The 22,204-nt window shown below is 68.0% G+C and carries 21 protein-coding genes; 14 read left to right on the forward strand and 7 right to left on the reverse strand.

The genetic code is table 11. The features are described from left to right. Window positions 1–2 precede the first annotated feature (2 nt). Together hyi and AC07XP_RS06170 are read left to right on the forward strand one after the other, a co-directional pair. Window positions 3–788 (forward strand): hydroxypyruvate isomerase, encoded by a 786-nt coding sequence (gene hyi, locus AC07XP_RS06165; protein ID WP_495264118.1) that lies wholly within the window; start codon window positions 3–5, stop codon window positions 786–788. A 23-nt stretch (window positions 789–811) separates the two neighbouring features. Then, window positions 812–1,723: a 2-hydroxy-3-oxopropionate reductase gene (locus AC07XP_RS06170; protein ID WP_062473371.1), complete on the forward strand. Its 912-nt coding sequence runs from the start codon at window positions 812–814 to the stop codon at window positions 1,721–1,723. Window positions 1,724–1,725: 2 nt separating this feature from the next. Here AC07XP_RS06170 and AC07XP_RS06175 read toward each other — a convergent pair whose 3' ends face one another. Next, window positions 1,726–3,066, reverse strand: a complete 1,341-nt coding sequence (locus AC07XP_RS06175; RefSeq protein WP_495264119.1) for an NAD(P)/FAD-dependent oxidoreductase — start codon at window positions 3,064–3,066, stop codon at window positions 1,726–1,728. Between the two features lie 220 nt (window positions 3,067–3,286). Between AC07XP_RS06175 and AC07XP_RS06180 the strand changes: the two genes are divergently transcribed. Then, window positions 3,287–5,587, forward strand: a complete 2,301-nt coding sequence (locus AC07XP_RS06180; protein WP_070062392.1) for an NADP-dependent malic enzyme — start codon at window positions 3,287–3,289, stop codon at window positions 5,585–5,587. 74 nt (window positions 5,588–5,661) lie between these two features. Here the strand turns inward: AC07XP_RS06180 and AC07XP_RS06185 are convergent, their stop codons facing one another. Genes AC07XP_RS06185 through AC07XP_RS06195 form a run of 3 tightly spaced genes read right to left on the reverse strand, consistent with a single transcriptional unit; the run spans window position 5,662 to window position 9,211 of the window. Then, window positions 5,662–6,453 carry an aspartate/glutamate racemase family protein gene (locus AC07XP_RS06185; protein WP_495264120.1) on the reverse strand — a complete coding sequence of 264 codons (792 nt, stop codon included), beginning with the start codon at window positions 6,451–6,453 and terminating at the stop codon, window positions 5,662–5,664. Between the two features lie 13 nt (window positions 6,454–6,466). Next, entirely contained in the window at window positions 6,467–7,516 is a 1,050-nt protein-coding gene (locus AC07XP_RS06190; RefSeq protein ID WP_495264121.1) for an S-methyl thiohydantoin desulfurase domain-containing protein, read from the reverse strand. A gap of 57 nt (window positions 7,517–7,573) precedes the next feature. Then, window positions 7,574–9,211 carry an OPT/YSL family transporter gene (locus AC07XP_RS06195; protein ID WP_495264122.1) on the reverse strand — a complete coding sequence of 546 codons (1,638 nt, stop codon included), beginning with the start codon at window positions 9,209–9,211 and terminating at the stop codon, window positions 7,574–7,576. A 159-nt stretch (window positions 9,212–9,370) separates the two neighbouring features. On the opposite strand from AC07XP_RS06195, the gene AC07XP_RS06200 reads away from it, so the two are divergent. From AC07XP_RS06200 to AC07XP_RS06250, 11 genes are all read left to right on the forward strand, one after another. Then, entirely contained in the window at window positions 9,371–10,150 is a 780-nt protein-coding gene (locus tag AC07XP_RS06200; protein WP_495264123.1) for an IclR family transcriptional regulator, read from the forward strand. Between the two features lie 298 nt (window positions 10,151–10,448). After that, the gene (locus tag AC07XP_RS06205; RefSeq protein WP_495264124.1) at window positions 10,449–11,363 is read left to right on the forward strand and encodes a dihydrodipicolinate synthase family protein; all 915 of its coding nucleotides are present in this window, start codon (window positions 10,449–10,451) and stop codon (window positions 11,361–11,363) included. Between the two features lie 38 nt (window positions 11,364–11,401). Beyond that, a complete protein-coding gene (locus AC07XP_RS06210) occupies window positions 11,402–12,019 on the forward strand; it encodes a TRAP transporter small permease (RefSeq protein ID WP_495264125.1) in 618 nt (205 codons plus the stop codon). A gap of 1 nt (window position 12,020) precedes the next feature. Then, a complete protein-coding gene (locus AC07XP_RS06215; RefSeq protein ID WP_062473357.1) occupies window positions 12,021–13,286 on the forward strand; it encodes a TRAP transporter large permease in 1,266 nt (421 codons plus the stop codon). A gap of 55 nt (window positions 13,287–13,341) precedes the next feature. Further along, window positions 13,342–14,340 carry a TRAP transporter substrate-binding protein gene (locus tag AC07XP_RS06220; protein WP_095746347.1) on the forward strand — a complete coding sequence of 333 codons (999 nt, stop codon included), beginning with the start codon at window positions 13,342–13,344 and terminating at the stop codon, window positions 14,338–14,340. A gap of 155 nt (window positions 14,341–14,495) precedes the next feature. Further along, window positions 14,496–15,530 (forward strand): ABC transporter substrate-binding protein, encoded by a 1,035-nt coding sequence (locus tag AC07XP_RS06225; protein ID WP_062473355.1) that lies wholly within the window; start codon window positions 14,496–14,498, stop codon window positions 15,528–15,530. After that, on the forward strand, window positions 15,530–16,393 hold the full coding sequence (locus tag AC07XP_RS06230) for an ABC transporter ATP-binding protein (RefSeq protein WP_492745334.1): 864 nt from the start codon (window positions 15,530–15,532) through the stop codon (window positions 16,391–16,393). The genes AC07XP_RS06225 and AC07XP_RS06230 overlap by 1 nt, the downstream gene beginning before the upstream one ends. Window positions 16,394–16,403: 10 nt before the next feature. Then, window positions 16,404–17,174 carry an ABC transporter permease gene (locus AC07XP_RS06235; RefSeq protein WP_070062385.1) on the forward strand — a complete coding sequence of 257 codons (771 nt, stop codon included), beginning with the start codon at window positions 16,404–16,406 and terminating at the stop codon, window positions 17,172–17,174. A gap of 11 nt (window positions 17,175–17,185) precedes the next feature. Beyond that, on the forward strand, window positions 17,186–17,662 hold the full coding sequence (locus tag AC07XP_RS06240) for a nucleoside deaminase (protein WP_062473350.1): 477 nt from the start codon (window positions 17,186–17,188) through the stop codon (window positions 17,660–17,662). Further along, window positions 17,662–18,480, forward strand: a complete 819-nt coding sequence (locus tag AC07XP_RS06245) for an aminoglycoside phosphotransferase family protein (protein ID WP_495264126.1) — start codon at window positions 17,662–17,664, stop codon at window positions 18,478–18,480. Before AC07XP_RS06240 ends, AC07XP_RS06245 begins: the two co-directional genes overlap by 1 nt. A gap of 64 nt (window positions 18,481–18,544) precedes the next feature. Beyond that, on the forward strand, window positions 18,545–19,921 hold the full coding sequence (locus tag AC07XP_RS06250) for a hypothetical protein (RefSeq protein WP_495264127.1): 1,377 nt from the start codon (window positions 18,545–18,547) through the stop codon (window positions 19,919–19,921). Here AC07XP_RS06250 and AC07XP_RS06255 read toward each other — a convergent pair. Genes AC07XP_RS06255 through AC07XP_RS06265 form a run of 3 tightly spaced genes read right to left on the reverse strand, consistent with a single transcriptional unit; the run spans window position 19,918 to window position 22,185 of the window. Next, window positions 19,918–20,139 (reverse strand): oxidoreductase-like domain-containing protein, encoded by a 222-nt coding sequence (locus AC07XP_RS06255; RefSeq protein WP_095746351.1) that lies wholly within the window; start codon window positions 20,137–20,139, stop codon window positions 19,918–19,920. The two genes, AC07XP_RS06250 and AC07XP_RS06255, sit on opposite strands and share 4 nt — an antisense overlap. A gap of 16 nt (window positions 20,140–20,155) precedes the next feature. Continuing rightward, on the reverse strand, window positions 20,156–21,508 hold the full coding sequence (locus tag AC07XP_RS06260) for a sensor histidine kinase (protein WP_495264128.1): 1,353 nt from the start codon (window positions 21,506–21,508) through the stop codon (window positions 20,156–20,158). Continuing rightward, a complete protein-coding gene (locus tag AC07XP_RS06265; RefSeq protein ID WP_062473345.1) occupies window positions 21,505–22,185 on the reverse strand; it encodes a response regulator in 681 nt (226 codons plus the stop codon). The genes AC07XP_RS06260 and AC07XP_RS06265 overlap by 4 nt, the downstream gene beginning before the upstream one ends. Between the last annotated feature and the right edge of the window lie 19 nt (window positions 22,186–22,204).

Here is a 22,204-nt window from a genome sequence, read left to right on the forward strand (position 1 = left end):
ACATGCCCAAGTTCGCAGCCAATCTCACGATGCTCTTCACCGAGTTGCCGTTCATGCAGCGCTTCGAGGCGGCCGCCAAGGCCGGCTTCGAGGCGGTGGAGTACCTCTTCCCCTACCCCTTCGACAAGAAGGAACTGGCAGCGGCCCTGCGCGCCAACGGCCTGCAGCAGGTGCTGCACAACCTGCCGGCCGGCGACTGGGACAAGGGCGAGCGCGGCATCGCCTGCCACCCGGACCGCACCGGCGAGTTCCGCGAAGGCATCGCGCTGGCCATCGACTACGCCACGGCGCTGGGCTGCCCGCAGCTCAACTGCCTGGTCGGCAAGGTGCCGGCGGGCGTGAGCACCGACGCCGCCCACAAGACCGTGGTCGAGAACCTGCGCCTCGCAGCGCGCGAACTCGAAGCCGCGGGCCTGCGCCTGCTGATCGAGCCGATCAACACCTTCGACATCCCCGGCTTCTTCCTCACGCGCACCGACCAGGCGCTGGCACTGATCGACGAGGTGGGCTCGGACAACCTGCGCGTGCAGTACGACATCTACCACGCACAGCGCATGGAAGGCGAGCTGGGCAACACGCTCACCAAGCAGCTGGCGCGCATCGGCCACATCCAGCTGGCCGACAACCCGGGCCGCGGCGAGCCGGGCACGGGCGAGATCAACTACCCGTGGCTGTTCCAGCACATCGATGCGCTGGGCTACGACGGCTGGATCGGCTGCGAATACAAGCCCCGCGCCACCACGGTGGAAGGCCTGGGCTGGCGCGAAGCCCTCACGAAGAAGCAATGAACGTTCACGAAGGAAACAGAGACATGACCACTGCAGCACAAAAAATCGGATTCATCGGCCTGGGCATCATGGGCGCGCCCATGGCGGGCCACCTGCTCGACGCAGGCCACGAGCTCTTCGTGAACACGCACGGCAACACGCCGGAGCCCTTCGTCTCCAAGGCCACCATCTGCGGCTCGGCCGCCGAAGTGGCGCGCAAGGCCGACATCGTCTTCATCATGGTGCCCGACACCCCGGACGTGGAGAAGGTGCTGTTCGGTGCCCCCGGCGCGGAAGGCGTGGCCGACGGCCTGAAGGGTTCGCAGGGCAAGATCGTGGTGGACTGCAGCTCCATCGACCCGATCGCCACCAAGGAATTCGCGCGCCGCATCGTGGCGCTGGGCGCCGGCTACATCGACGCGCCGGTCTCGGGCGGCGAAGTGGGCGCCAAGGCCGCGAGCCTGACGATCATGTGCGGCGGCGACGAAGGCACCTTCGGCCGCGTGAAGCCGCTGCTGGACAAGATGGGCAAGAACGTGACGCTGGTCGGCGGCGCGGGCGACGGCCAGGTCTGCAAGGTGGCCAACCAGATCATCGTGGCGCTGAACATCGCGGCCGTGAGCGAAGCCCTGGTGTTCGCCTCGAAGGCCGGCGCCGACCCGGCCAAGGTGCGCCAGGCACTGATGGGTGGCTTCGCCAGCTCGCGCATCCTCGAAGTGCACGGAGAACGCATGATCAAGCGCACCTTCGCGCCGGGCTTCCGCATTTCGCTGCACCAGAAGGACCTGAACCTGGCGATGCAGAGCGCCCGTTCGCTGGGTGTTGCGCTGCCGCAGACCGCGAACGCAGCGCAGCTGATGAACGCCTGCGCGGCGATGGGCTACGGTCAGCTGGATCACTCGGCGCTGGTGAAGGCTTTGGAAGCCCTCGCCCAGCACACCGTGACTCCCGACTGAAACTAGGTCTTTGCAGTCTCCAGAGACTCTTTCAGGTTGCGTCGGCGCCATGCCCAGGTCTTCACGGCCTGCGGCAGGATGCCGATGCACGACGCGTAGTACGTCACCTTGAACCCCCAGAAGCGCGGCCCGATGGGCGTGTTGCGGAACAGGTCGCCGGCCAGGATGGACAGCAGCGCCTCCTGCATGCGCCAGATGTTGCGCGGCGCCATGAACAGGCGGCGGATGGCGGGCGAGGTGATGCGGTAGATGAACCACGAGAACATCTTCGGCCCGTGCTTCATCACCTTCTCGTAATGGCGGAAGGCCTTCTCGGCCTCCTTCGCCTCGCCCTTGAGCCAGTGGTCGGCGCAGGTCGCGGCCTCGAAGCCGCTGTTCATCGCCAGGTACACGCCCGAGGAGAACATCGGATCGACGAAGGCGTAGGCGTCGCCCACCATCATGAAGCGGTCGCCGCGGCAGAACTTGGAGTCGTAGGCGTAGTTGCCGGTGGTGGTGGCGCCTTCCATGAGCGTGGCGTTCTTCAGCCGCGCGGCCAGCTTGGGCGCCAGCGCGATGGTCTGCATCAGGAAGTCTTCGAGCGATGCGCCCTGGCGCCGCTTGAAGTAGGCCGGCGAGGCCACGGCGCCGACGCTCACGGTGCCGTCCTTCAGCGGGATGTACCAGAACCAGCCGTGGTCGAACCAGAAGAGCGAGATGTTGCCCTCGAAGCGGCCCGGCCGGCGCTCGGCGTTGGCGAAGTGGCCATAGAGCGCCGCGCTCGCATGCTTGCGGTTGCGCTGCTTGGCGTCGAACTGGTTCGACAGCAGCGTGTCGCGCCCGCTGGCGTCGATCACGAAGCGCGGGCGCCATTCGGTCTCGGTGCCGTCGTCGGCCTTGACCTTCACCAGCGCCCGGTTGTCGGGCGTTCCCTTGCCCGCGTCCATGTCGACGCCGGTGACGCGCCGGCCCTCGAAGGTGCGCGCACCGCGCTTGCCGGCGTGGCGGAACAGCAGCTCGTCGAATTCCGAACGGCGCACATGCACCGCATAGGGAAAACTCTTGTCCATCGCCTGGCCGAAGTCGAAGTGGCTGCTGTGGTCATGCCAGGGCGAGACGAACTCGGCGCCGTGCTTGCGCAGGCCGATGGCCTCGACCTCGGTGCGCACGCCAAGCCGGTCGAACAGCGGCATGTTCATCGGCAGCAAGGATTCGCCGATGTGAAAGCGCGGGTGCTGCGCCTTCTCGAGCAGCACCACGTCGTGGCCCTTGTCTGCGAGCAAGGCGGCCACCGTGGAGCCCGAAGGGCCTCCGCCGATGACCACGACATCCGGCTCGGTGCCGGTGAAAGGTCCGGGTGTCATTCGATGTCCCTCCGTGTTGTTCTGTGGTTGTGGACGTTGGTTCGCCGCACCGCCCGTGCGGCACGGATTTGCCCCCCGGAAACGGGGGTGTTGAAGTTTAGCGAGTCGGCAGACCCTCTCGATCAGGCGGAAGATAGAGGGTCTCGTCGTTCCCCCCGAGAGAAGAGGCCGCGCTTTTGCGGTAGCCTCATTGCCCGCCAGAACCTAGGAGACTTTTCAAATGGCTGCATCCCTGTCCCCCGCTGAAGAAGCACTTCGAGAAGCAGCGCGCGAATACCACCGCTCGCCCGTCAAGGGCAAGATCTCGATCACCCCCACCAAGCCCCTGCTGAACCAGCGCGACCTGTCGCTGGCTTATTCGCCGGGCGTGGCCTACCCCTGCCTCGACATTGCGGAAGATCCCGCACTCGCGGCCGAATACACCGCCCGCGGCAACCTCGTGGGCGTCATCACCAACGGCACCGCCGTGCTGGGCCTGGGCAACATCGGCCCGCTGGCCTCCAAGCCCGTGATGGAAGGCAAAGGCTGCCTGTTCAAGAAATTCGCCGGCATCGACGTGTTCGACATCGAGCTGGCCGAGAACGACCCCGACAAGCTGGTCGACATCATCGCGGCGCTGGAGCCCACGCTGGGCGGCATCAACCTCGAGGACATCAAGGCGCCTGAATGCTTCTACATCGAGAAGAAGCTGCGCGAGCGCATGAACATCCCCGTGTTCCACGACGACCAGCACGGCACGGCCATCATCTCGGCCGCGGCGCTGCTCAATGGCCTGGAGCTGGTCGGCAAGAAGATCGAGGACGTCAAGATCGCCGTCTCGGGCGCCGGCGCTGCCGCCATCGCCTGCCTGGACGTGATGGTCGGCCTGGGCGCCAAGCCCGCCAACATCTACGCCTGCGACTCCAAGGGCCTGATCTACATGGGCCGCGCAGGCGGCTTCGACGAATCGAAGGCCCGCTACGCCCAGAAGGACACCGGTGCGCGCACCCTGGCCGACGTGGTGAAGGACGCCGACGTGTTCCTGGGCTGCTCGGCCCCCGGCGTCATGAGCGCCGAGATGGTCAAGACCATGGGCACGCAGCCGATCATCCTGGCGCTGGCCAACCCCGAGCCCGAGATCCGCCCCGAGCTGGCCAAGGCCGTGCGCCCCGACTGCATCATCGCCACGGGCCGTTCGGACTACCCGAACCAGGTCAACAACGTGCTGTGCTTCCCGTACATCTTCCGCGGGGCGCTCGATTGCGGCGCGAGCAAGATCACGGAAGAAATGAAGCTGGCCTGCGTGCGCGAGATCGCCGACCTCACCAAGGCCGACATCAGCGAAGAAGTGGCCACCGCCTATGCCGGCCAGGAGCTGGCCTTCGGCCCCGACTACATCATCCCGAAGCCCTTCGACTCGCGCCTGATCCTGCGCATCGCGCCGGCCGTGGCCAAGGCGGCCGCCGCTTCGGGCGTGGCCTCGCGCCCCATCGAGGACATGGAGGCCTACCGCCAGCACCTGACGCGCTTCGTCTACCAGACGGGCATGTTCATGCGCCCGGTGTTCAGCGCCGCAAAAATCTCCACCACCAAGCGCGTGGCCTACGCCGAGGGCGAGGACGAGCGCGTGCTGCGCGCCGCGCAGTGGGCGGTCGACGAAGGCCTGGCCCAGCCCATCCTGGTGGGCCGCCCCGCGGTGATCGAGGCGCGCATCCAGAAGGCCGGCCTGCACATCCGCCCCGGCACCGACTTCGAGATCGTGAACCCGGAAGACGATCCGCGCTTTCGCACCTACTGGGAGAGCTTCCACAAGCTCATGGGCCGCCGCGGCGTGACGCCCGAGGCCGCCAAAACCATGGTGCGCCGCTCCAACACCACCATCGCCGCGCTGATGCTGCACCTGGGCGATGCCGACGCGATGATCTGCGGCCTGGTCGGGCGCTTCGACGTGCACCTGGAGCACATCCGCAACCTGATCGGCCTGAAGCGCGGCGCGCCCGGCTTCGCCACGCTGAACGCGCTCACGCTCGAAAAGCGCACGGTGTTCATCACCGACACCAACGTGAACGAAGACCCGAGCGCCGAACTGCTGGCCAGCATCGCCGTGATGGCCGCCGAAGAGGTGCGCCGCTTCGGCCTGCCGCCGAAGGTGGCCTTCCTGTCGCACTCGAACTACGGCACCTCCAGCCGCGGCTCGGCGCGCAAGATGCGCCTGGCGCGCGACCTGTTCTCGCAGATGGCACCCGACATCGAGTGCGACGGCGAGATGCACGGCGACGCCGCGCTGTCCGACGAGATCCGCCGCACCGCCCTGCCCGAGACCACGCTCACGGGCGAGGCCAACCTGCTGGTGTGCCCGAACCTCGACTCGGCGCACATCCTCTACAACGTGCTGAAGATGACGGGCGCGAACGGCATCACGGTGGGCCCGATCCTGCTGGGTGGCGCGAGCTCGGCCCACGTGCTGACGCCTTCGGCGACGGTGCGCCGCATCATCAACATGACGGCGCTGGCCGTGGCGAAGGTGAAGTCCCAGGACTGACGCCGACGTTTCCTCCATGAAACACAACGCCCCGTCGCGGTCTCCGCGGCGGGGCGTTTTTCATGGCGCAATGCTCAGGCGCGCACGCGGGACACCACGGGCACGTCCGCCGGGTCGAACACGTTCCAGGCCAGCAGCTCCTTGTCTTCGGGCGGCGGCTCGCAGCCGCCGACGCGGCTGGGCTTCCAATCGAAACGCTGTTTCGTATCGGCCAGCGCCTCGGCACGCTTGAAGGCGGCCAGTGCCGAATCGATGACGGGCACGCCCAGCGCGTCCTGCAGCTGGCGGTAGAAGCCGAACTCGAGCGTGCAGCCCAGGATGAGCGCCTCGGCGCCGTCCTCGTCGATGGCGCGGCGGCCCTGCGCGATCATGCGGCGCACGGTTTCGCCGCGGTCGCGCTGGAAGTCTTCCACGCCGAGTTCCAGTGCACGGAACGAGGCGATCAGGTGCGCATGGCCGTACTCGCGCACGCGCGCCTCGATGCGCGGCACCCACTTGCGGCGCCCCACGATCACCGACACCTTCTGCGCCAGGTTGGACGCGACCTCGAACGAGGCCTGGCAGGGCGCGACCACCACCGTCTGGCCGGAGATCTCTCGCGCCTCGACCAGCACCGGGTCGTAGAAGCAGCCGACCACCACGGCGTCGAAGCCCTGCTGCGCGGTGTCGCGCACGGCGCGCACGATGTCGGCGCCCAGCAGCGCCTCGTAGCTCTGGTACTCGACGTGGTGCTGCACCGAGGCGTTGCGCAGCGACACCACCTCGACCTCGGTGCCGGGGTTCTTCACCTCGGCGAACTCCTGCGCGAAGCGCGCGTTGTAGGTGTCGTTGCCGACGGCCCGGATCCAGCGGATGCGCAGTGTCATGTGGCTTCTCCGTTCAGGCCGGCGCGAAGGCTTCGCCCAGCGACTTCTCGAGCGGCCGGTACAGCTCGGGCATGAACATGGTGCGCGACAGCAGCAGCCGCGCGCGCGGCGCCACCAGCACGCGCAGCCGCGCGCCCTGGCGCACATGGGCCGACACCACGGGCTGGCCGTCGTCCGAGAAGGTCATGATCAGGTCGGGAAAGCGCGCGATGCGCTCGCCGCCCTGCGCCAGCAGCATGTACTCGTTGATGAAGCGCAGCGTGGTGCCGGCCGTGTCGTCGAGTTCGACCACGCCGACGTCCAGCCCTTCCTGCTGCTCGCAGCGGTAGCTGCGCACCGTGCCCTCGGCCACGAGGCGGCCGTCGAGCGAACGGGCCACGGCATCGACGCCGCCATCGAGAAAGGTCTGGCCCAGCGCGATGGCGTGGCTGATGGCGCCCGGCGCGCCGTGCTGGCGCGCGTAGCCCACGGTCACGGGGTTGCGCGCCACGGCCACCAGGCCGCCCGCCTCCACCGAGGCGCGGCGCACCACGGCCGAGGTCTGTTCGAGCCGGCCCGACACCACGCCTTCGACATAGCGGTGCGGCTCGCCGCCCGCGTAGGCCTGCACCGAGAGGTAGTCGGGCTCGGTGTGCAGGCCCAGCGCGCCCATCACGCTCGAAGGGTGGGCGCGGCCGTTGCACGCGAGGTCGATCACGGGCAGGCCGGTCATGGCGGCGTGGAACCAGCCGTTGACCGTGGTCTCGGCGCCGTTCTCGTTGGCATGCAGCGCCACCAGCTTCTGGCCCGCCGGCAGCTCGCGCCGCAGCAGGTCCAGCGTGCGCAGAAGGTGCGCCGGCTGCACGTGCGGATCGGGCGCGGCCGGCGCGCCCACCAGGGCCATGGTGGCGGTGAGCGCGGCGTCGTCAAACTCGTCGACGCTCCACAGCTGCGGCGTGCCGACCTGCAGCGCCAGCCGCGCGGCGCGCTCGCCGGCCGCGATGAGCCCGCCGCCCCCGCCGCCAAGGATGGCGCCGCCCCAGATGGCCGCGCGGACGTCGTCGCTGGTCAGATTGCGTTTCATGGATTCGATTCCTGTGTGTGATGAAAGGAAAGAAGGAGAACTACTTGCGCAGGCTCTTCACCGCGCCCGAGAAGAAGCTGTAAAGCGCGTCGCCCGCGATGACGCCGCCGGCGAACACCTCGAGCCGTTCGCGCGCGGCGGCGCCGAGCACGGCATGCACCGCGAGCCGGCAGGCGATGCCGGCCGCGACCATCCAGCCGGCCATCGGGCTGGCGATGAGCAGGCCGGTGGCGAACAGCACGCCCAGCTGCTGGCGCGGCCCGCCCGCCAGCTGCAGCAGCGCGCCGGGCACGGCCCACAGCGCCAGGTTGCGCGCGGTCTCGCCCGAGATGCCGGCCTTGATCGCGGCCACGTGGCGGCGTTGATCGGCGCGGTCTGGTGGTTGGCGAAGAACAGCGGGTAGGCACAAGCCACCACCACGATCGCCACGCTGAAGCCGACCATGCCGGCGATCATCTGTTCGCGCCGGCCTTCGAGTTCGAAGGCCGAGCCCGAGGCCTCGCCGCGCAGCAGGTGGCCGGCCTTGAGGTCATAGCCCATGTCGGCAAAGGCCGGGCCGGTGGCGGCCGAGAAGCCGGCCAGCACCACCAGCGCCTCGGGCGGAAAGCCGATCAGGATGCCCAGCAGCAGCGAGATCAGCGCCACCGCGAAGGCCGGGAACCAGCCCGAGTGCATGGCCGCGATGCCCACGATGAGTTCGTGCACGAAGGCCGCGAAGGTGCCGTACACGATGAACAAGGCCAGCATGCCGGGCGACATGCCGGTGTAGATGCCGGTGCCCGCGCACAGCAGCACCATGATCGCGAGGTAGCCCGCGCCGCCCAGCTTGAGCGAGCGGCCGAGCACGCTGGCGCCGCGCGCCTCGGCCAGCGCTTCCTTCGTCGTGGCGGGGCCGTCGGCCGCGCGCCCGTGCTTCTTCAGCACCACGCGCGCCACCTGCACCAGCGCGACGAGGCCGGCGCCGATCATCATCCCGTGCGGCACGTAGCGCGTGCCGATGTCGAAGCCGAACAGCGGCGCCGAATAGCCGCGCACCAGCAGCCCGATGCCGAAGGCGGTCATGGCGCCCAGCCCGCCGATCAGCGCCACGCCGAAGGCCGACATCGGCAGCTTGAACACCGCGCCCGCCACGCCGGTGGCCAGCCCGCCCAGCAGCAGCCAGGCCTGCTTGCCGCCGCCGTCGCCCGCCTTGATGGCCTCGGCCGCGGCGATGCCCAGCGGCCACGGGTTCTTCGCCGGGAAGGCCGGCGTGTCGAACATGCGGTACAGCAGCCAGGCATCGAGCAGCATCGCCAGGCTCACGCCGATGAGCATCGGCACCACCATCTGCGGCAGGCCGAACAGGAAGGGAATGCCGATCGGCAGGAACAGGCTGTTGGCCGCGCCGAAGGTGGCCGACGAGATGCTCGTCTGCGCCAGGTTCTGCGCATGCACCGAACGGAAGCCCCGGAACATGGCCAGCGGCACGCGCGCCAGCGTCATGGCCGCGAGCGCGCCGATCAGCGAGGTGCTCGGCGTGATGCCCAGGCTGGCCAGCATCTGGATGCCGACGATGGCGCCGAACACGCTGAGCACCACCGTGAGGATCAGGTTGGCGGGCGCGAGCGCCTTGGGATGCAGCGCGGCCGGCGGCAATGCGGTGTGCCCGGCGCCCTTGTCTTCCAGCGGCGCGACGGCGGTCACTTCATGGTGCATGGTCATTCCTTGTTAGTTCCATATTTTGGAACCATGTCCAATAAACTTGAACTGAATGATAAAACCGTACTTTCGGCTGTCAAGCGGGCGTTCACCCGGGTCGGCCGAAAGACGCACCGACACCGAACCTATGATTCCCACCCCAACCTACCGAACACGATGAGCACCCTTGCCAACGCCATGGACGTCCTGAAGCTGATCGCGCGGCTGCGTCGCGACATCACGGTGACGGACGTCGTGACCGAGCTGGGCCTGCCCAAGAGCTCTGCCTCGCGCACGCTGAGCATGATGGCCGGCTACGGCTTCCTGGACCGCGACGCGGCCACGCGCGCCTACCGCCCGGGCGGCGTGATCATGGAAGCCTCGTACCACTTCCGCGCCTCGCGCAACACGGCCTCGCTGGTCGAGGAGGCGCTCGACGCGCTGGTGCGCGAGACGGGCTGCACGGGCTACATCAACGTGCTCGACGGCACCGACACGCTGGTGATCCAGATGCGCACCGGCGCCGGTGCGCTGCAGATCTACACGCCGCCGGGCAGCCGCGCACCCGCCTATTCCAGCGCCATGGGCCGCGCGCTGCTGGCCCGCCTGGACGACGACGAAGTGAGCGCCCTGATCGGCACCAAGCTCGACCAGGGCCGCGGCCACGCCCCGAAGACGCGCAAGGACCTGCTCGCGCGCCTGGCCGTGATCCGCGACACGGGCTGGGCCCTGTCGCGCGGCGAGTACGTGACCAACGTGGCGGGCATCTCGTCGGCGGTGCTCGACCCCGCCACGCGGCAGACCTACGCCTTCGGCATCGCGCTGCCTGCAGAGCAGCTGTCGGAGGCGCTGGTGGAACGCTTCGGCGCCACCGTGCGCGACGCCGCCAGCAGCGTGGGCAAGCGCGTGGGCGATCCGTACTGGCTGGGCTTCGGGGCGACCGCCGCGCTGACGTAGCCACGCCGGCGCCGGCGCAAGCCGCACGCCCCGCCGCGTTCGCCGCTGCGGGGCTTTTTTTCGCCTGCCGCATCGTGAGGCGCCTCGGTGCGCAGGGTGCGCCAAGGCGGTGCTTCCAGGCGCCCGATCGCCCTTTCCAGAAGCCTCTAACCACCATTTCGGCTGGCATGCAATCTGCTAATACCCTGAGCAGATATTTCTCATATCTTACTAATATATTTAAAAACCAAGCCTTCAAGCCCTGGTTTCGACCGCTGTCCGCAGCGCCCTTTTCTTCTTTTTTTCGAGGTACACGTCCATGAGCAATCCCCGCTGGCAAGGCATCTTCCCCGCCATCACCACCAAGTTCCACGCCGACGAAAGCATCGACGCCGAGGGCACCGCCCGCCACATCGACTTCCAGATCCGCAACGGCATCCATGGCCTCGTCACCTGCGGTTCGCTCGGCGAAGCCAGCACGCTGACGCTGGAAGAAAAGCTGCAGGTGGCGAAGATCGCCCTGGAAGCCGCCGACGGCCGCATCCCCGTGCTGGCCAATGTGTCGGAGACCAGCACCCGCGAAGCCCTGCGCTACGTGGACGGCGCCAACAAGCTGGGCGTGGCCGGCTACATGGTCATGCCCTCGGTGATCTACGTGGCCGACGCGCGCGAAGCGATGCTCAACGTGCGCACCATCGCCAACGCGGCCCAGAAACCCATCATGGTCTACAACAACCCGGTGGCCTACCGCGTGGACCTCAAGCCCCAGCACATGGTCGAGCTGGCCGACTGCGAATGGATCGCCGCCATCAAGGAAAGCACCGACGACATCCGCCGCATCACCGACCTGCGCAACACCGTGGGCGACCGCTACCAGCTGTTCCTGGGCGTGGACGACCTGGCGTACGAAGGCCTGGCGCTGGGCTGCGACGGCCTGCTGGCCGGTGTCGGTTGCGCCTTCCCGCGCGAGACGGTGGCGCTGTACGACCTGATGAAGGCCGGCAAGTTTGCCGAAGCCCTGAAGCTGTACCAGTGGATGACGCCGATGCTGCACCTGGACGTGTCGACCAAGCTGGTGCAGAACCTCAAGCTCATCGACCTGCTGGTCGGCGTGGGCACCGAGCACATGCGCCGCCCGCGCCTGCCGCTCATCGGCGAGGAGCGCGCCTTCATCGAGAAGGTCGTCACCAAGGCGCTGGCCACGCGGCCCGCGCAGTACCAGTCGGTCATGTAATCGCCGCGCGCACGACGCACCGCAAGGCCCAGAACACCATGCAAGAAAACGCCTTGAAAGGAAGCGGCGGCCTGTCCCGCCGCGTGCTCGACGCGTCGGACTTCGTCCTGCGCTGCGAGCGCCACCTGCTCAGCAGCCTCATGGGGTTGCTCATCGTGCTGGTGCTGCTGAACGTGGTCACGCGCTACGGCGGCTTTCCGCTCTACTGGGTGGACGAGGCCTCGGTGTACTGCGTGGTCTGGCTCACCTTCATCGGTGCGTCGGCGATGACGCGGCTGCGGCTGGACTTTGCGGTGACGCTGCTCACCGACAAGCTCGGCACGCGGGCCGTGCGCGTCGCCAAGGCCAGCGCCTCGGGCGGCGTGCTGCTGCTCGGGCTGGCCCTGCTCGCGATGTGCTGGCTGTGGATGGACCCGGCCGGCATCGTGCGCCACGGCTTCGACGCGAAGGAATTCGCGGCCGAGAGCTTCAACTTTCTCTACACCGAGCGCACGCAGACGCTCGACTGGCCGACGTGGGTGGTGCAGCTGATCCTGCCGATCTTCGCGCTCACCCTCAGCGTGCATGCGCTGGCCAACCTCCTCGAAGACCTCGGCCTGCAGCCCAAGCGCACGCACGACGAGTTCCATGTCGCCAACGCGGACGCCGTGAACTGAAATGCTGACCTCTGCCTTCTTCCTGCTGATCATGCTGGTCGGCGTGCCGATCGGTGCCTGCCTGTGCCTGTCGGGCATCGTCTACATCCTCAACTCGGGCGACACGGTGCTGTTCCAGTCGTTCCCGGTGCAGATGTTCGGCGGCGTCGACAGCTACAGCCTCATCGCGATTCCGCTGTTCATCCTGATCGGCGAGATCATGAACGGCGGCGGCATCACGCGGCGCCTCGTCGACCTCGCGCTGGCCTTCATCGGTTCGGTGAAGGGCGGCCTGGCCTACGTGAACATCCTGGCGAACATGCTGGTGTCGTCGATCATCGGCTCAGCCACCGCGCAGGTGGCGATCATGAGCCAGATCATGGTGCCCGAGATGGAGAAGCAGGGCTACGACAAGACCTTCGCGGCCGGCATCACGGTGTACGGCGGCATGCTCGGCCCGATCATTCCGCCCTCGGTGATGTTCGTGGTGTACAGCGTGCTCGCGCAGGTGGCGGTGGGCGACATGCTCATCGCAGGGATCATCCCCGGCGTGATCCTCACGGTGCTGTTCTTCATCGTGATCGCCGGCATGGGCGTGATCTACAACTACCCGCGCACCGAAAAGCGCACCGCCCGCCAGCGGCTGCACACGATCCTCACGGCCTGCCCGACGCTGCTCATTCCCATCGTGATCGTCGGCTCGATCCTCGGCGGGCTGGCCAACCCCACCGAATCGGCGGCGGTGGGCGCGGTGGCCGCGGTGCTGGTGGGTCGCTATGTGACCAAGGAATTCCGCTTCGCGATGATTCCGCAGATCCTGCTCAAGTCGGCGATCTACTCGGCGGTGGTGCTGTTCCTGGTGGCGGCCGCCGCGGTGTTCTCGTGGCTGCTGATCTACGGCAAGGTGCCGCAGGCCACGGCCGCATGGATACAGACCGTGGCGAAGGACCCGATCGCCTTCCTGCTGCTGGTGAACGTGATCCTGCTGGTGATCGGCACCGTGATCGACGGCATTCCCGGTCTCATCATGACCGTGCCGATCCTCTTGCCCATCGCGACCGAGATCTACGGCATCGACCCGCGCCACTTCGGCGTGGTGGTGGTCATCAACCTCGTGCTCGGGCTGATGACGCCGCCGGTGGGGCTGAGCTTCTTCGTGGCCTCGGCGGTGACCGGGGCCAAGCCCGGAAAGATGTTCATCGTCACGCTGCCCTTCTTCCTGATCTGCTGCGTGGCGCTGGTGCTGCTGTCGCTGTTCCCGAGTCTTTCGCTGGCGCTCATCAAGTAAGCGCTGAACCGATCTCTCTCTCGCTTCCCTTCACCTCACCCCACAGGAGCTTCGCATGGCCCTCTCCCGCCGCCAGTTCGTCCAGGCCGCCGCCGGCACCGCCGCCGCGTCGACCGCCCTCTTCGGCACCGTGTCGCGTGCCGCCGCCGCCAAGGAATTCCGCCTGGGCCTCATCACGCCCGCGGGGCACTCGTGGAACCGCGCCGCAGTGAGCTTCGGCGAAGCACTCAAGAAAGCCACCGACGGCCGCCTGAGCGCCACGGTGTTCCACTCGGGCCAGCTCGGCAACGAGTCGGCCATGATGCAGCAGCTGCAGTCGGGCGCGCTCGACATGGGCTGGATCCAGGCGGCCGAACTCGGCTCGCGCGTGGCGAGCGTGGCGGCCATCAACGCGCCCTACCTCGTGCGCTCGACCACCAACGTCGCCTCGCTCGTGCGCACGCCCGCGGCGCTCAAGCTGCTCGACGTGCTGCCGCGCGAGACCGGCACCATCGGCCTGGGCTGGGGCATCACCGGCATGCGCGTGGTGTTCGCCACCAAGGACATCGCCTCGCCCACCGACCTGAAGGGCATGAAGCTGCGCATCAACCCCACGCCGGTGTACCGCGACTTCTACCAATTGCTGGGCGCTGCGCCCACGCCCATTCCCACACCGGGCGTGTTCGACGCGATGTCCAACGGCCAGGTCGACGGGCTCGAAGCCGACATCGAGTTCTCGTGGAACCAGCGCTTCGACCGCGTCTCGAAAACGCTGCTGCCGATGAACGCGCTGTTCATGCCCTTCGCACCGCTGGTGTCGGGCCGCATCTGGCAGACGCTCGATGCGAAGGACAAGGCGCTCATCACCGACCTCGTGAAGCAGCAGCTCGACGCGCAGATCAAGGACATCGTGACCACCGAGCTCGGCCTCATCGACAAGTTCAAGGCCAGCGGCATCGCGATCAAGAGCGCCACCAACTACAACCCCGCGCCGGTCATCGCCGAGTTCGACAAGGTCTGGCTGCCCAAGGCGCCGCAGATTGCCGAGCTGCGCAAGATCGGCGCCGCGCTCTGACGGCGGCCCGAGGCCGCAATTCCCAGGCGCGGTGCACGCCGCACACGCCCTGGGCGCACCGCGCACCTCGGTGATTCACCGGAAGGGTTCGCACCAATCGCGTGCGGGCACCGTTTTTGCTTGAATGCCGAAGCATTCACATTCACGGAACCCGCATGAACAAGCGTCAACTGATCCAGTCCTTCCTCGCCGCCTCGGCCCTCAGCTTCGGCCTGTCTTCGGCCATGGCCCAGAGCCCGACGCCGATCAAGTTCCAGCTCGACTGGCGTTTCGAAGGACCGGCCGCGCTGTTCCTGCACCCCGCGGCCAAGGGCTACTTCAAGGCCGCCGGCCTGGACGTGACCATCGACGCCGGCAACGGCTCGGGCGGCACCGTGACGCGCGTGGCCTCGGGCGCCTACGACATGGGCTTTGCCGACCTGGCAGCGCTGATGGAGTTCCACGCCAACAACCCCGACAGCCCGAACAAGCCGGTGGCCGTGATGATGGTCTACAACAACACGCCGGCCTCGGTCATGGCGCTCAAGAAGAGCGGCATCACCAAGCCGGCCGACCTCGCCGGCAAGAAGCTCGGCGCGCCGGTGTTCGACGCCGGCCGCCGCGCGTTCCCGATCTTCGCCAAGGCCAACAACATCGGCGCCGTGAACTGGACCGCCATGGACCCGACGCTGCGCGAGACCATGCTGGTGCGCGGCGACATCGACGCCATCACGGGCTTCACCTTCACCTCGCTGCTCAACCTGGAAGCGCGCGGCGCCAAGGCGGCCGACGTGGTGATCCTGCCCTACCCCGACTACGGCGTGAAGCTGTACGGCAACGTGATCATCGCCTCGCCCAAGCTGCTCAAGGACAACCCGGCGGCAGTGAAGAAGTTCCTCTCGGCCTTCGCCAAGGGCGCCAAGGAAGTCATCGCCAACCCGGCGTTGGGCATCGAGTCGGTGAAGGCGCGTGACGGCATCATCGACAGCAAGCTCGAGACGCGCCGCCTGCAGCTGGCGATCGACACCGTCATCAACAGCGCCGACGCGCGCACCGACGGCTTCGGCGCCGTCAACGCGGGCCGCATGTCGCTCATGGCCTCGCAGGTCTCCGATGCCTTCAACACCAAGACGCGCGTGAGCCCCGACGCCGTGTGGACCGCGGCCATGCTCCCGCCCGCGGCCGAGCTCAGCGGAATCCTGCGCAAGTGATGGCGGCCGGCGCAACGACACCCGACGCGGCCGCCCCCTTCGTCGATTTTCAGGACGTCTGGCTCGCCTACAACGAAGAGCTGCTGCGCGCCAACCACTTCGCGGTCGAGGCCATCGACCTGAAAGTGACGCGCGGCGAGTTCATCGCCATCGTCGGCCCCTCGGGCTGCGGCAAGTCGACCTTCATGAAGCTCACCACGGGGCTGAAGATGCCCTCGATGGGCAAGATCCGCATCGACGGCCAGCCCGTGACCGGGCCGCTGAAGATCTCGGGCATGGCCTTCCAGGCGCCCTCGCTGCTGCCGTGGCGCACCACGGTCGACAACGTGCTGCTGCCGCTGGAAATCGTCGAGCCCTACCGCTCGAACTTCAAGGCCAAACGCAAGGAATACGAAGAGCGCGCCCGCCGCCTGCTGCAGAAGGTGGGCCTGGGCGGCTACGAAGACAAGTTTCCGTGGCAGCTCTCGGGCGGCATGCAGCAGCGCGCGAGCATCTGCCGCGCGCTCATCCACGAGCCCAAGATGCTGCTGCTGGACGAGCCCTTCGGCGCGCTCGACGCCTTCACGCGCGAAGAGCTGTGGTGCATCCTGCGCGACCTGTGGACCGAGCAGCAGTTCAACGTGATCCTGGTCACGCACGACCTGCGCGAGTCGGTGTTCCTGGCCGACACGGTGTACGTGATGAGCAAGAGCCCCGGACGCTTCGTGGTGAAGCGCGAGATCGACCTGCCGCGCCCGCGCGAGCTGGAGCTGACCTACACCAAGGAGTTCACCGACATCGTGCTCGAACTGCGCGGCCACATCGGCGCCATCCGCGGCAACGCCACCACCCCCTCCGCTGCTGCGGCGGCGGCAGCGCACTGAGGAGCCGGCGATGAAAAACAGCAAACAACTCGAGCGCTGGTCGCCGTGGCTGCTGCTCGTGGCGGTGCTCCTGCTGTGGCAGGTGATCTGCGCGGGCTTCGGCGTGTCGGACTTCATCTTTCCGAGCCCGCTGCGCATCTGGGAGCAGTTCTGGGAGTTCAAGGAAATCATCGCGGGCCACGCGTGGCGCACCTTCTGGGTCACGATGGCCGGCTTCGGCCTGGCGATCGTGGTGGGCGTGCTGCTGGGCTTCGTGATCGGCAGCTCGCGCCTGGCCTATGCGGCGATCTATCCGCTGATGACGGCCTTCAACGCCCTGCCCAAGGCGGCCTTCGTGCCGATCCTGGTGGTGTGGTTCGGCATCGGCATCGGGCCGGCGATCCTCACGGCGTTTCTGATCAGCTTCTTCCCGATCATGGTGAACATCGCGACCGGCCTGGCCACGCTCGAACCCGAGCTGGAAGACGTGCTGCGCGTGCTGGGCGCCAAGCGCTGGGACGTGCTCGTCAAGATCGGCCTGCCGCGCTCCATGCCCTACTTCTTCGGCTCGCTGAAGGTGGCAATCACGCTGGCCTTCGTCGGCACCACGGTGAGCGAGATGACGGCCGCCAACGAAGGCATCGGCTACCTGCTGATCTCGGCCGGCTCGGCCATGCAGATGGGCCTGGCCTTCGCGGGCCTGATGGTGGTGGGTGCGATGGCGATGATCATGTACGAACTCTTCAGCCTGATCGAGAAGCACACCACAGGCTGGGCACACCGCGGTTCGCAGAACGCATAAATAATGGGGGCATGACCCCCGAACAGATCACCCGCGCGCTGCGTCGCGCCGACGCCGTGGCGCGACGCGCCATGGCCATGGGCCGCCACCCCTTCGGCGCCGTGCTCGTCGCACCCGACGGCGAGACCGTCCTCGCCGAGCAGGGCAACATCGACACGGTGCACCACGCGGAGGCCACGCTCGCGCGCCACGCAGCGCAGAACTGGCCGCCCGAGTACCTGTGGCAGTGCACGCTGGTGACCACCTTCGAGCCCTGCGCCATGTGCGCGGGCACGAGCTACTGGGCCAACATCGGGCGCATCGTGTACGGCGCGGAAGAATCCGCGCTGCTCGCGCTCACCGGCGACCACCCCGAGAACCCGACGCTGAGCCTGCCCTGCCGCGAGGTCTTCGCGCGCGGACAGAAACCCGTCGAGGTGATCGGCCCCGTGCCCGAGGTGGCCGACGAGATGATCGCCACGCACCGAGGGTTCTGGGAATCGCGCTAGTGGACCCGCACGGCGTGTTCGCGCCTTACCTGGAACGTTGGCATCTCACGCCGGACGGCGAGGCCTTCACGTCGCTGAGCGGCACGCTGCTGCCCGTGCGCCAGCAGGGCGTGGCGGCCATGCTCAAGCTCTCACACGAGGCCGAGGAACAGGCGGGCAGCCTGTTGATGGCCTGGTGGAACGGCGACGGTGCCGCGCCCGTGCTGGCCCATGACGGCGAAGCCTTGCTGATGGTGCGCGCGCAAGGCACGGCTTCGCTTGCACAGATGGTGAACGACGGCCGCGACGACGAGGCCACACGCATCCTGTGCGCCGCCGCCGCGCGCCTGCATGCCCCGCGCGACACGCCGCCGCCCCCGACGCTGGTTCCGCTCTCGCGCTGGTTCGAATCGCTGTGGGCCGGCGCGGCCACGCACGGCGGCGTCTTCGACCACAGCGCACGCACCGCACGCGAGCTGCTGGCCGCGCCGCGCGAGGTGGTCGTGCTGCATGGCGACATCCACCACGGCAATGTGCTCGACTTCGGCCCGGCCGGCTGGCTCGCCATCGACCCCAAGGGCCTGCACGGGGAGCGCGGTTTCGACCACGCGAACATCCTGTGCAACCCGGACGGCGAGAGTGCGCTGGTGCCCGGGCGCTTCGCGCGCCGCATCGAGGTCATCGCGGAGGCCACGGGCATCGAGCAGCGGCGACTGCTGCAATGGGTGCTGGCGTGGGCCGGGCTGTCGTCGGTGTGGATGCTGGAAGATGGCGAGGCGCCCGGGAGCACGCTGGCGGTGGCGCAGCTGGCGGCTGCGGCGCTCGGGATCGCCGGCTAGATTCGGACGCATGTCTTGCCCTCACTCTTACCTCGACGTCCTTGCGCGGGTTCTGGCGCTGCCGATGTCGGAAGGCCTTGCGTCTTCTGACGAGCGCTTTCACGCGGCATCGGCGGGTGAAGACGCATTGATCGTCGATGTCGAGAGGCGCCGCTACCACCGCGTGCCCGATGCGCGTCCTCAGCGCTTCGATGACACGGCGCATGACAGCGTCGCGCAGGCAGCGCTGCAGCTGGAACACAGCGATGGCGTCCGCACGATCGCGCTGGCCGCGCAGGACGACAGCTTCTGGACACCACTGCCCGATCCGCGCGTGATCGGCCTGCCGCGCATCGTGCAGCGGCATGACACGGCGTGGACGTCTCCGGCGCCGCCGCCTTCAGATGCTCCCCAACGGACCCGTCTCACCGACTGGCTGGGATCGCTGGTCGCGCTGGCGGTGCTGGCCTTCTTTGCCGCCTTCGGGTTCAACGCACTGCGCTGGTCGTTGGAAGGAGGCTGGAACCTGCTGTGGCTGCTGGTGGGGCTGCCGGTGTTTCCGGTCTTCACCGTGCTGACACTGTCGACCGCCTACGGCTTTTTCCGAACTGCGGTGCCACCGCGTCAAGCCCTGAACGCGATCGATGTCCGTCGCGACGAGCGCTTTCGCATCGGCGAACCCCTGGCGTTTCGCGTGGATGCCACGGTGCCAGCGTCGGTGGGCGATCAACCCGCGGAACCGCCGCCCCAGATCTTCGCTCGCCTGATCGTCCAGACGGTGAACGACAAGGGAGATGGCAGTTGGTCGGTGAGGGATCAGAAGTGGGCCACGGACACCGCCGACTGCACGCCATCAACGCTCGCTGGTACGGGTGAGCGCCACGTGCACTATGCCGGCACCTTGACGGCAACGCGCCGGACGCCGCGCGAGGCGCAAGAGCGGTGGTATCTGACGCTATCCGCCAGCATGGAAATGGATACCGAGCCGTTCTACGTCACCAGCCTCGCCACGCCTCCCTTGATCACGCCCTATCGAATAGTGCAGCAACCGGATCGCCCGGCGCAGCTCGACGCCCTGCTGCACGGCACGGCATGGGAGCTGGTCCGCACGGCCTACAACGGAGAAGACGATAGGACGTCCTTCGAGGATTTCACACCGGAAGAGTGCCACGCGGTGTTCACAGTCGACATCGAAGCGCTGGTGGATCACGCAATGACTACCCGCTGGTACGAAGACAAGCTCAGGGCCGAGCGAACCAACGGAGACAGCTCCTACTACCTACTGAAAGAAGGCCTGAGCTACAAACTGATGTACGTCGAACGCCACTGGGCCGAAGCGCTGTTGTACGAGTCCCCCGATCTGCGCAGCGTGGTAGGACGCTACCTGGTCGCAGCCCATCTGTTTGCCGACCATCTGCCAGGTGCGGAAACGATGAAGGTGCGACAGCCGCGCTTCTACTAGCCCAACCGCAGCGACGCCTCATCCCGCCAATAGGCCACCGCCGCCAGCCACCCTTCCCACACGCACCCATTGCAGCCACGCCCGCAGCAGGTGGTGGGCTCCGGCGGCGGCGCACGCATCGCCACCCCTTCGGCATCGAGCATCGCCTGCACGCGCGCGATCAGCGCTTGCGCGCCGGCAAGGTTCGTGGGTTCGGGCAGCCGGTCGATGGCGTTCATGGTGGACGGGTCTTCTTCAGGCCTCGAGGTTCATCAGTTCGAGCCGCATCTTCGCGCCGCCCGATTCGCTCGAGCCGATGCTCAGCTGGCCGCGGTGCAGCCGCGCCACCTCGGCCACGAGGTGCAGGCCCAGCCCGGCGCCGCGCCCGCGCGGCACGAGCCGATGGAACGGCGCCACCACGCGCTCGCGGTCGGCCTCGGGGATGCCGGGGCCCGAGTCGCGCACCTCGATGCACGAGGGCTCGCACAGCCGCACCTGGATGTCGCAGCCCGGCCCGCCGTGCTCGATGGCGTTCTGGATCAGGTTGGTGAGCGCGCGTTCCAGCGAGGGCGCATCGCCGCGCACGGTGAGCGGCTGCGGTGCATCGACCGACAGCGTGCAGCGGCTGCGGATGGCGAGCGGCGCGATGTCGGCCGCCACGCGCTCGCACAGCGACTTCAGCTCCACCTGCTGGTCCAGCGACAGGCCGTGGTCCAGGCGCTGCAGGTCGAGCAGCTGCTCGGCCAGCGTGGCCAGCCGCGCTGAGGCCTGCATGAGCTTCATCTTCAGCGGGTCGTTGGGCAGGCCTTCGAGATGGATCTGCAGCGTGGTGATCGGTGTGCGCAGCTCGTGCGCGGCATCGGCCAGGAAGCGCTCCTGCCGGTCGTAGCCTTCGTTGAGCCGGTCGAAGGCGCGGTTGACCGCGTTGACCAGCGGACGGATCTCGCTGGCCACGTTGGCCAGCGGCAGGCGCGTGGTGCGCTCGTGCACGTCGATGCCCTCGGCATGCTCCGCCGTGGCCACCACGCCCTTCAGGCCGCGCTTCACGACGAACGGCGTCGCCAGGATCACGCCCAAGCAGGTCACGAGCGCCATCGGCGCCACCAGGAACAGGAAGGCGATGCCGGTGCCCTTGAGCGTGTTCTCCACCGTGAGCGGGCCGCCGGTCTGCGCCATCACGGCCACCGGGCCGGCGCGCGATTCGATGCGCTCGAAGCGGGCCTTGGGGCGGGTGCCGTCGCTCTCGGGGTCGATGGCCACGCGCTCGGTGTCGTCCAGCGCATCGAGCAGCCGCAAGTAGGCGGGCGGCACCTCGCCGTGGCGCAGCTGCACGCCGCGCGGGTCGCGCACGATGAACCAGAACTGTGGGTCGGCCTTCTGCAGCCGCCGCAGCGCGCTCGTGGGCTCGACCACCAGCTGGCCGTCGGTGCCGCGCATCAAGGCGCGCTGGATGGCCGCCACCGTCTCGTGGCCGGTCTCGTCGACCACGCGGCCCAACGCCCACGCCAGCCCGAGGAAGCCGCCCATCACCAGCAGGCCGACCACCACCTGCAAGAGGATCAGGCTCCAGATCAGCCGCCAGCGCAGCGAAAGCAAGCTGAGGCTCATGCCGACTGCGGCGCGCACATCAGGTAGCCCACACCGCGGATCGCATGGATCTCGACCTGCGCGCCCGCCTTGTCGAGCTTGGAGCGCAGGCGCGAGACGTGCGTGTCGAGCGCGTTCGACTGGATGTCGTCCTTGTGGCCGTACACGCGGTCTTGCAGCGCCTCGCGCAGCACGGTGCGGCCGCGGTGCTCGAGCAGCGTCTCGAGCACCAGCAGCTCACGCCGGGGCAGCGTGAGGCAGGCCTCGCCCACATGGGCCTGGCGCGTGTGGTGGTCGAAACGCAGCTGCCCGAGCGTCATGATGAAGTTGGCGCGCACCGCGGGGCGGCGTGCCAGCGCGCGCACGCGGGCCAGCAGTTCGTCCATCGAGAAGGGCTTGGCCAGGTAGTCGTCGGCGCCGCCGTCCAGGCTCAGCACGCGCTCGGCCACGTCGGTCATGGCGGTGAGCACGAGCACGGCGCAGGCGATGTGGTTCTGCGCGAGGAACGCGACGAGCGAGAGGCCGTCACCGTCGGGCAGGCCGCGGTCGAGCACGACCACGTCGTAGGGCGCGCCGAGCGCGGCCTCCTCGGCCGCGCGCAGCGAGCTCGCCACATCGACCACCGCCTGGTTCTGGCGCAGCGCCGACGCGAGCGCCTGCGCCAGGTCGGCTTCGTCTTCGACAAGCAGGATTCTCATGGGGGGATGGGGAGAGACC

This window comes from Variovorax sp. GW531-E2 (genome assembly GCF_059423125.1).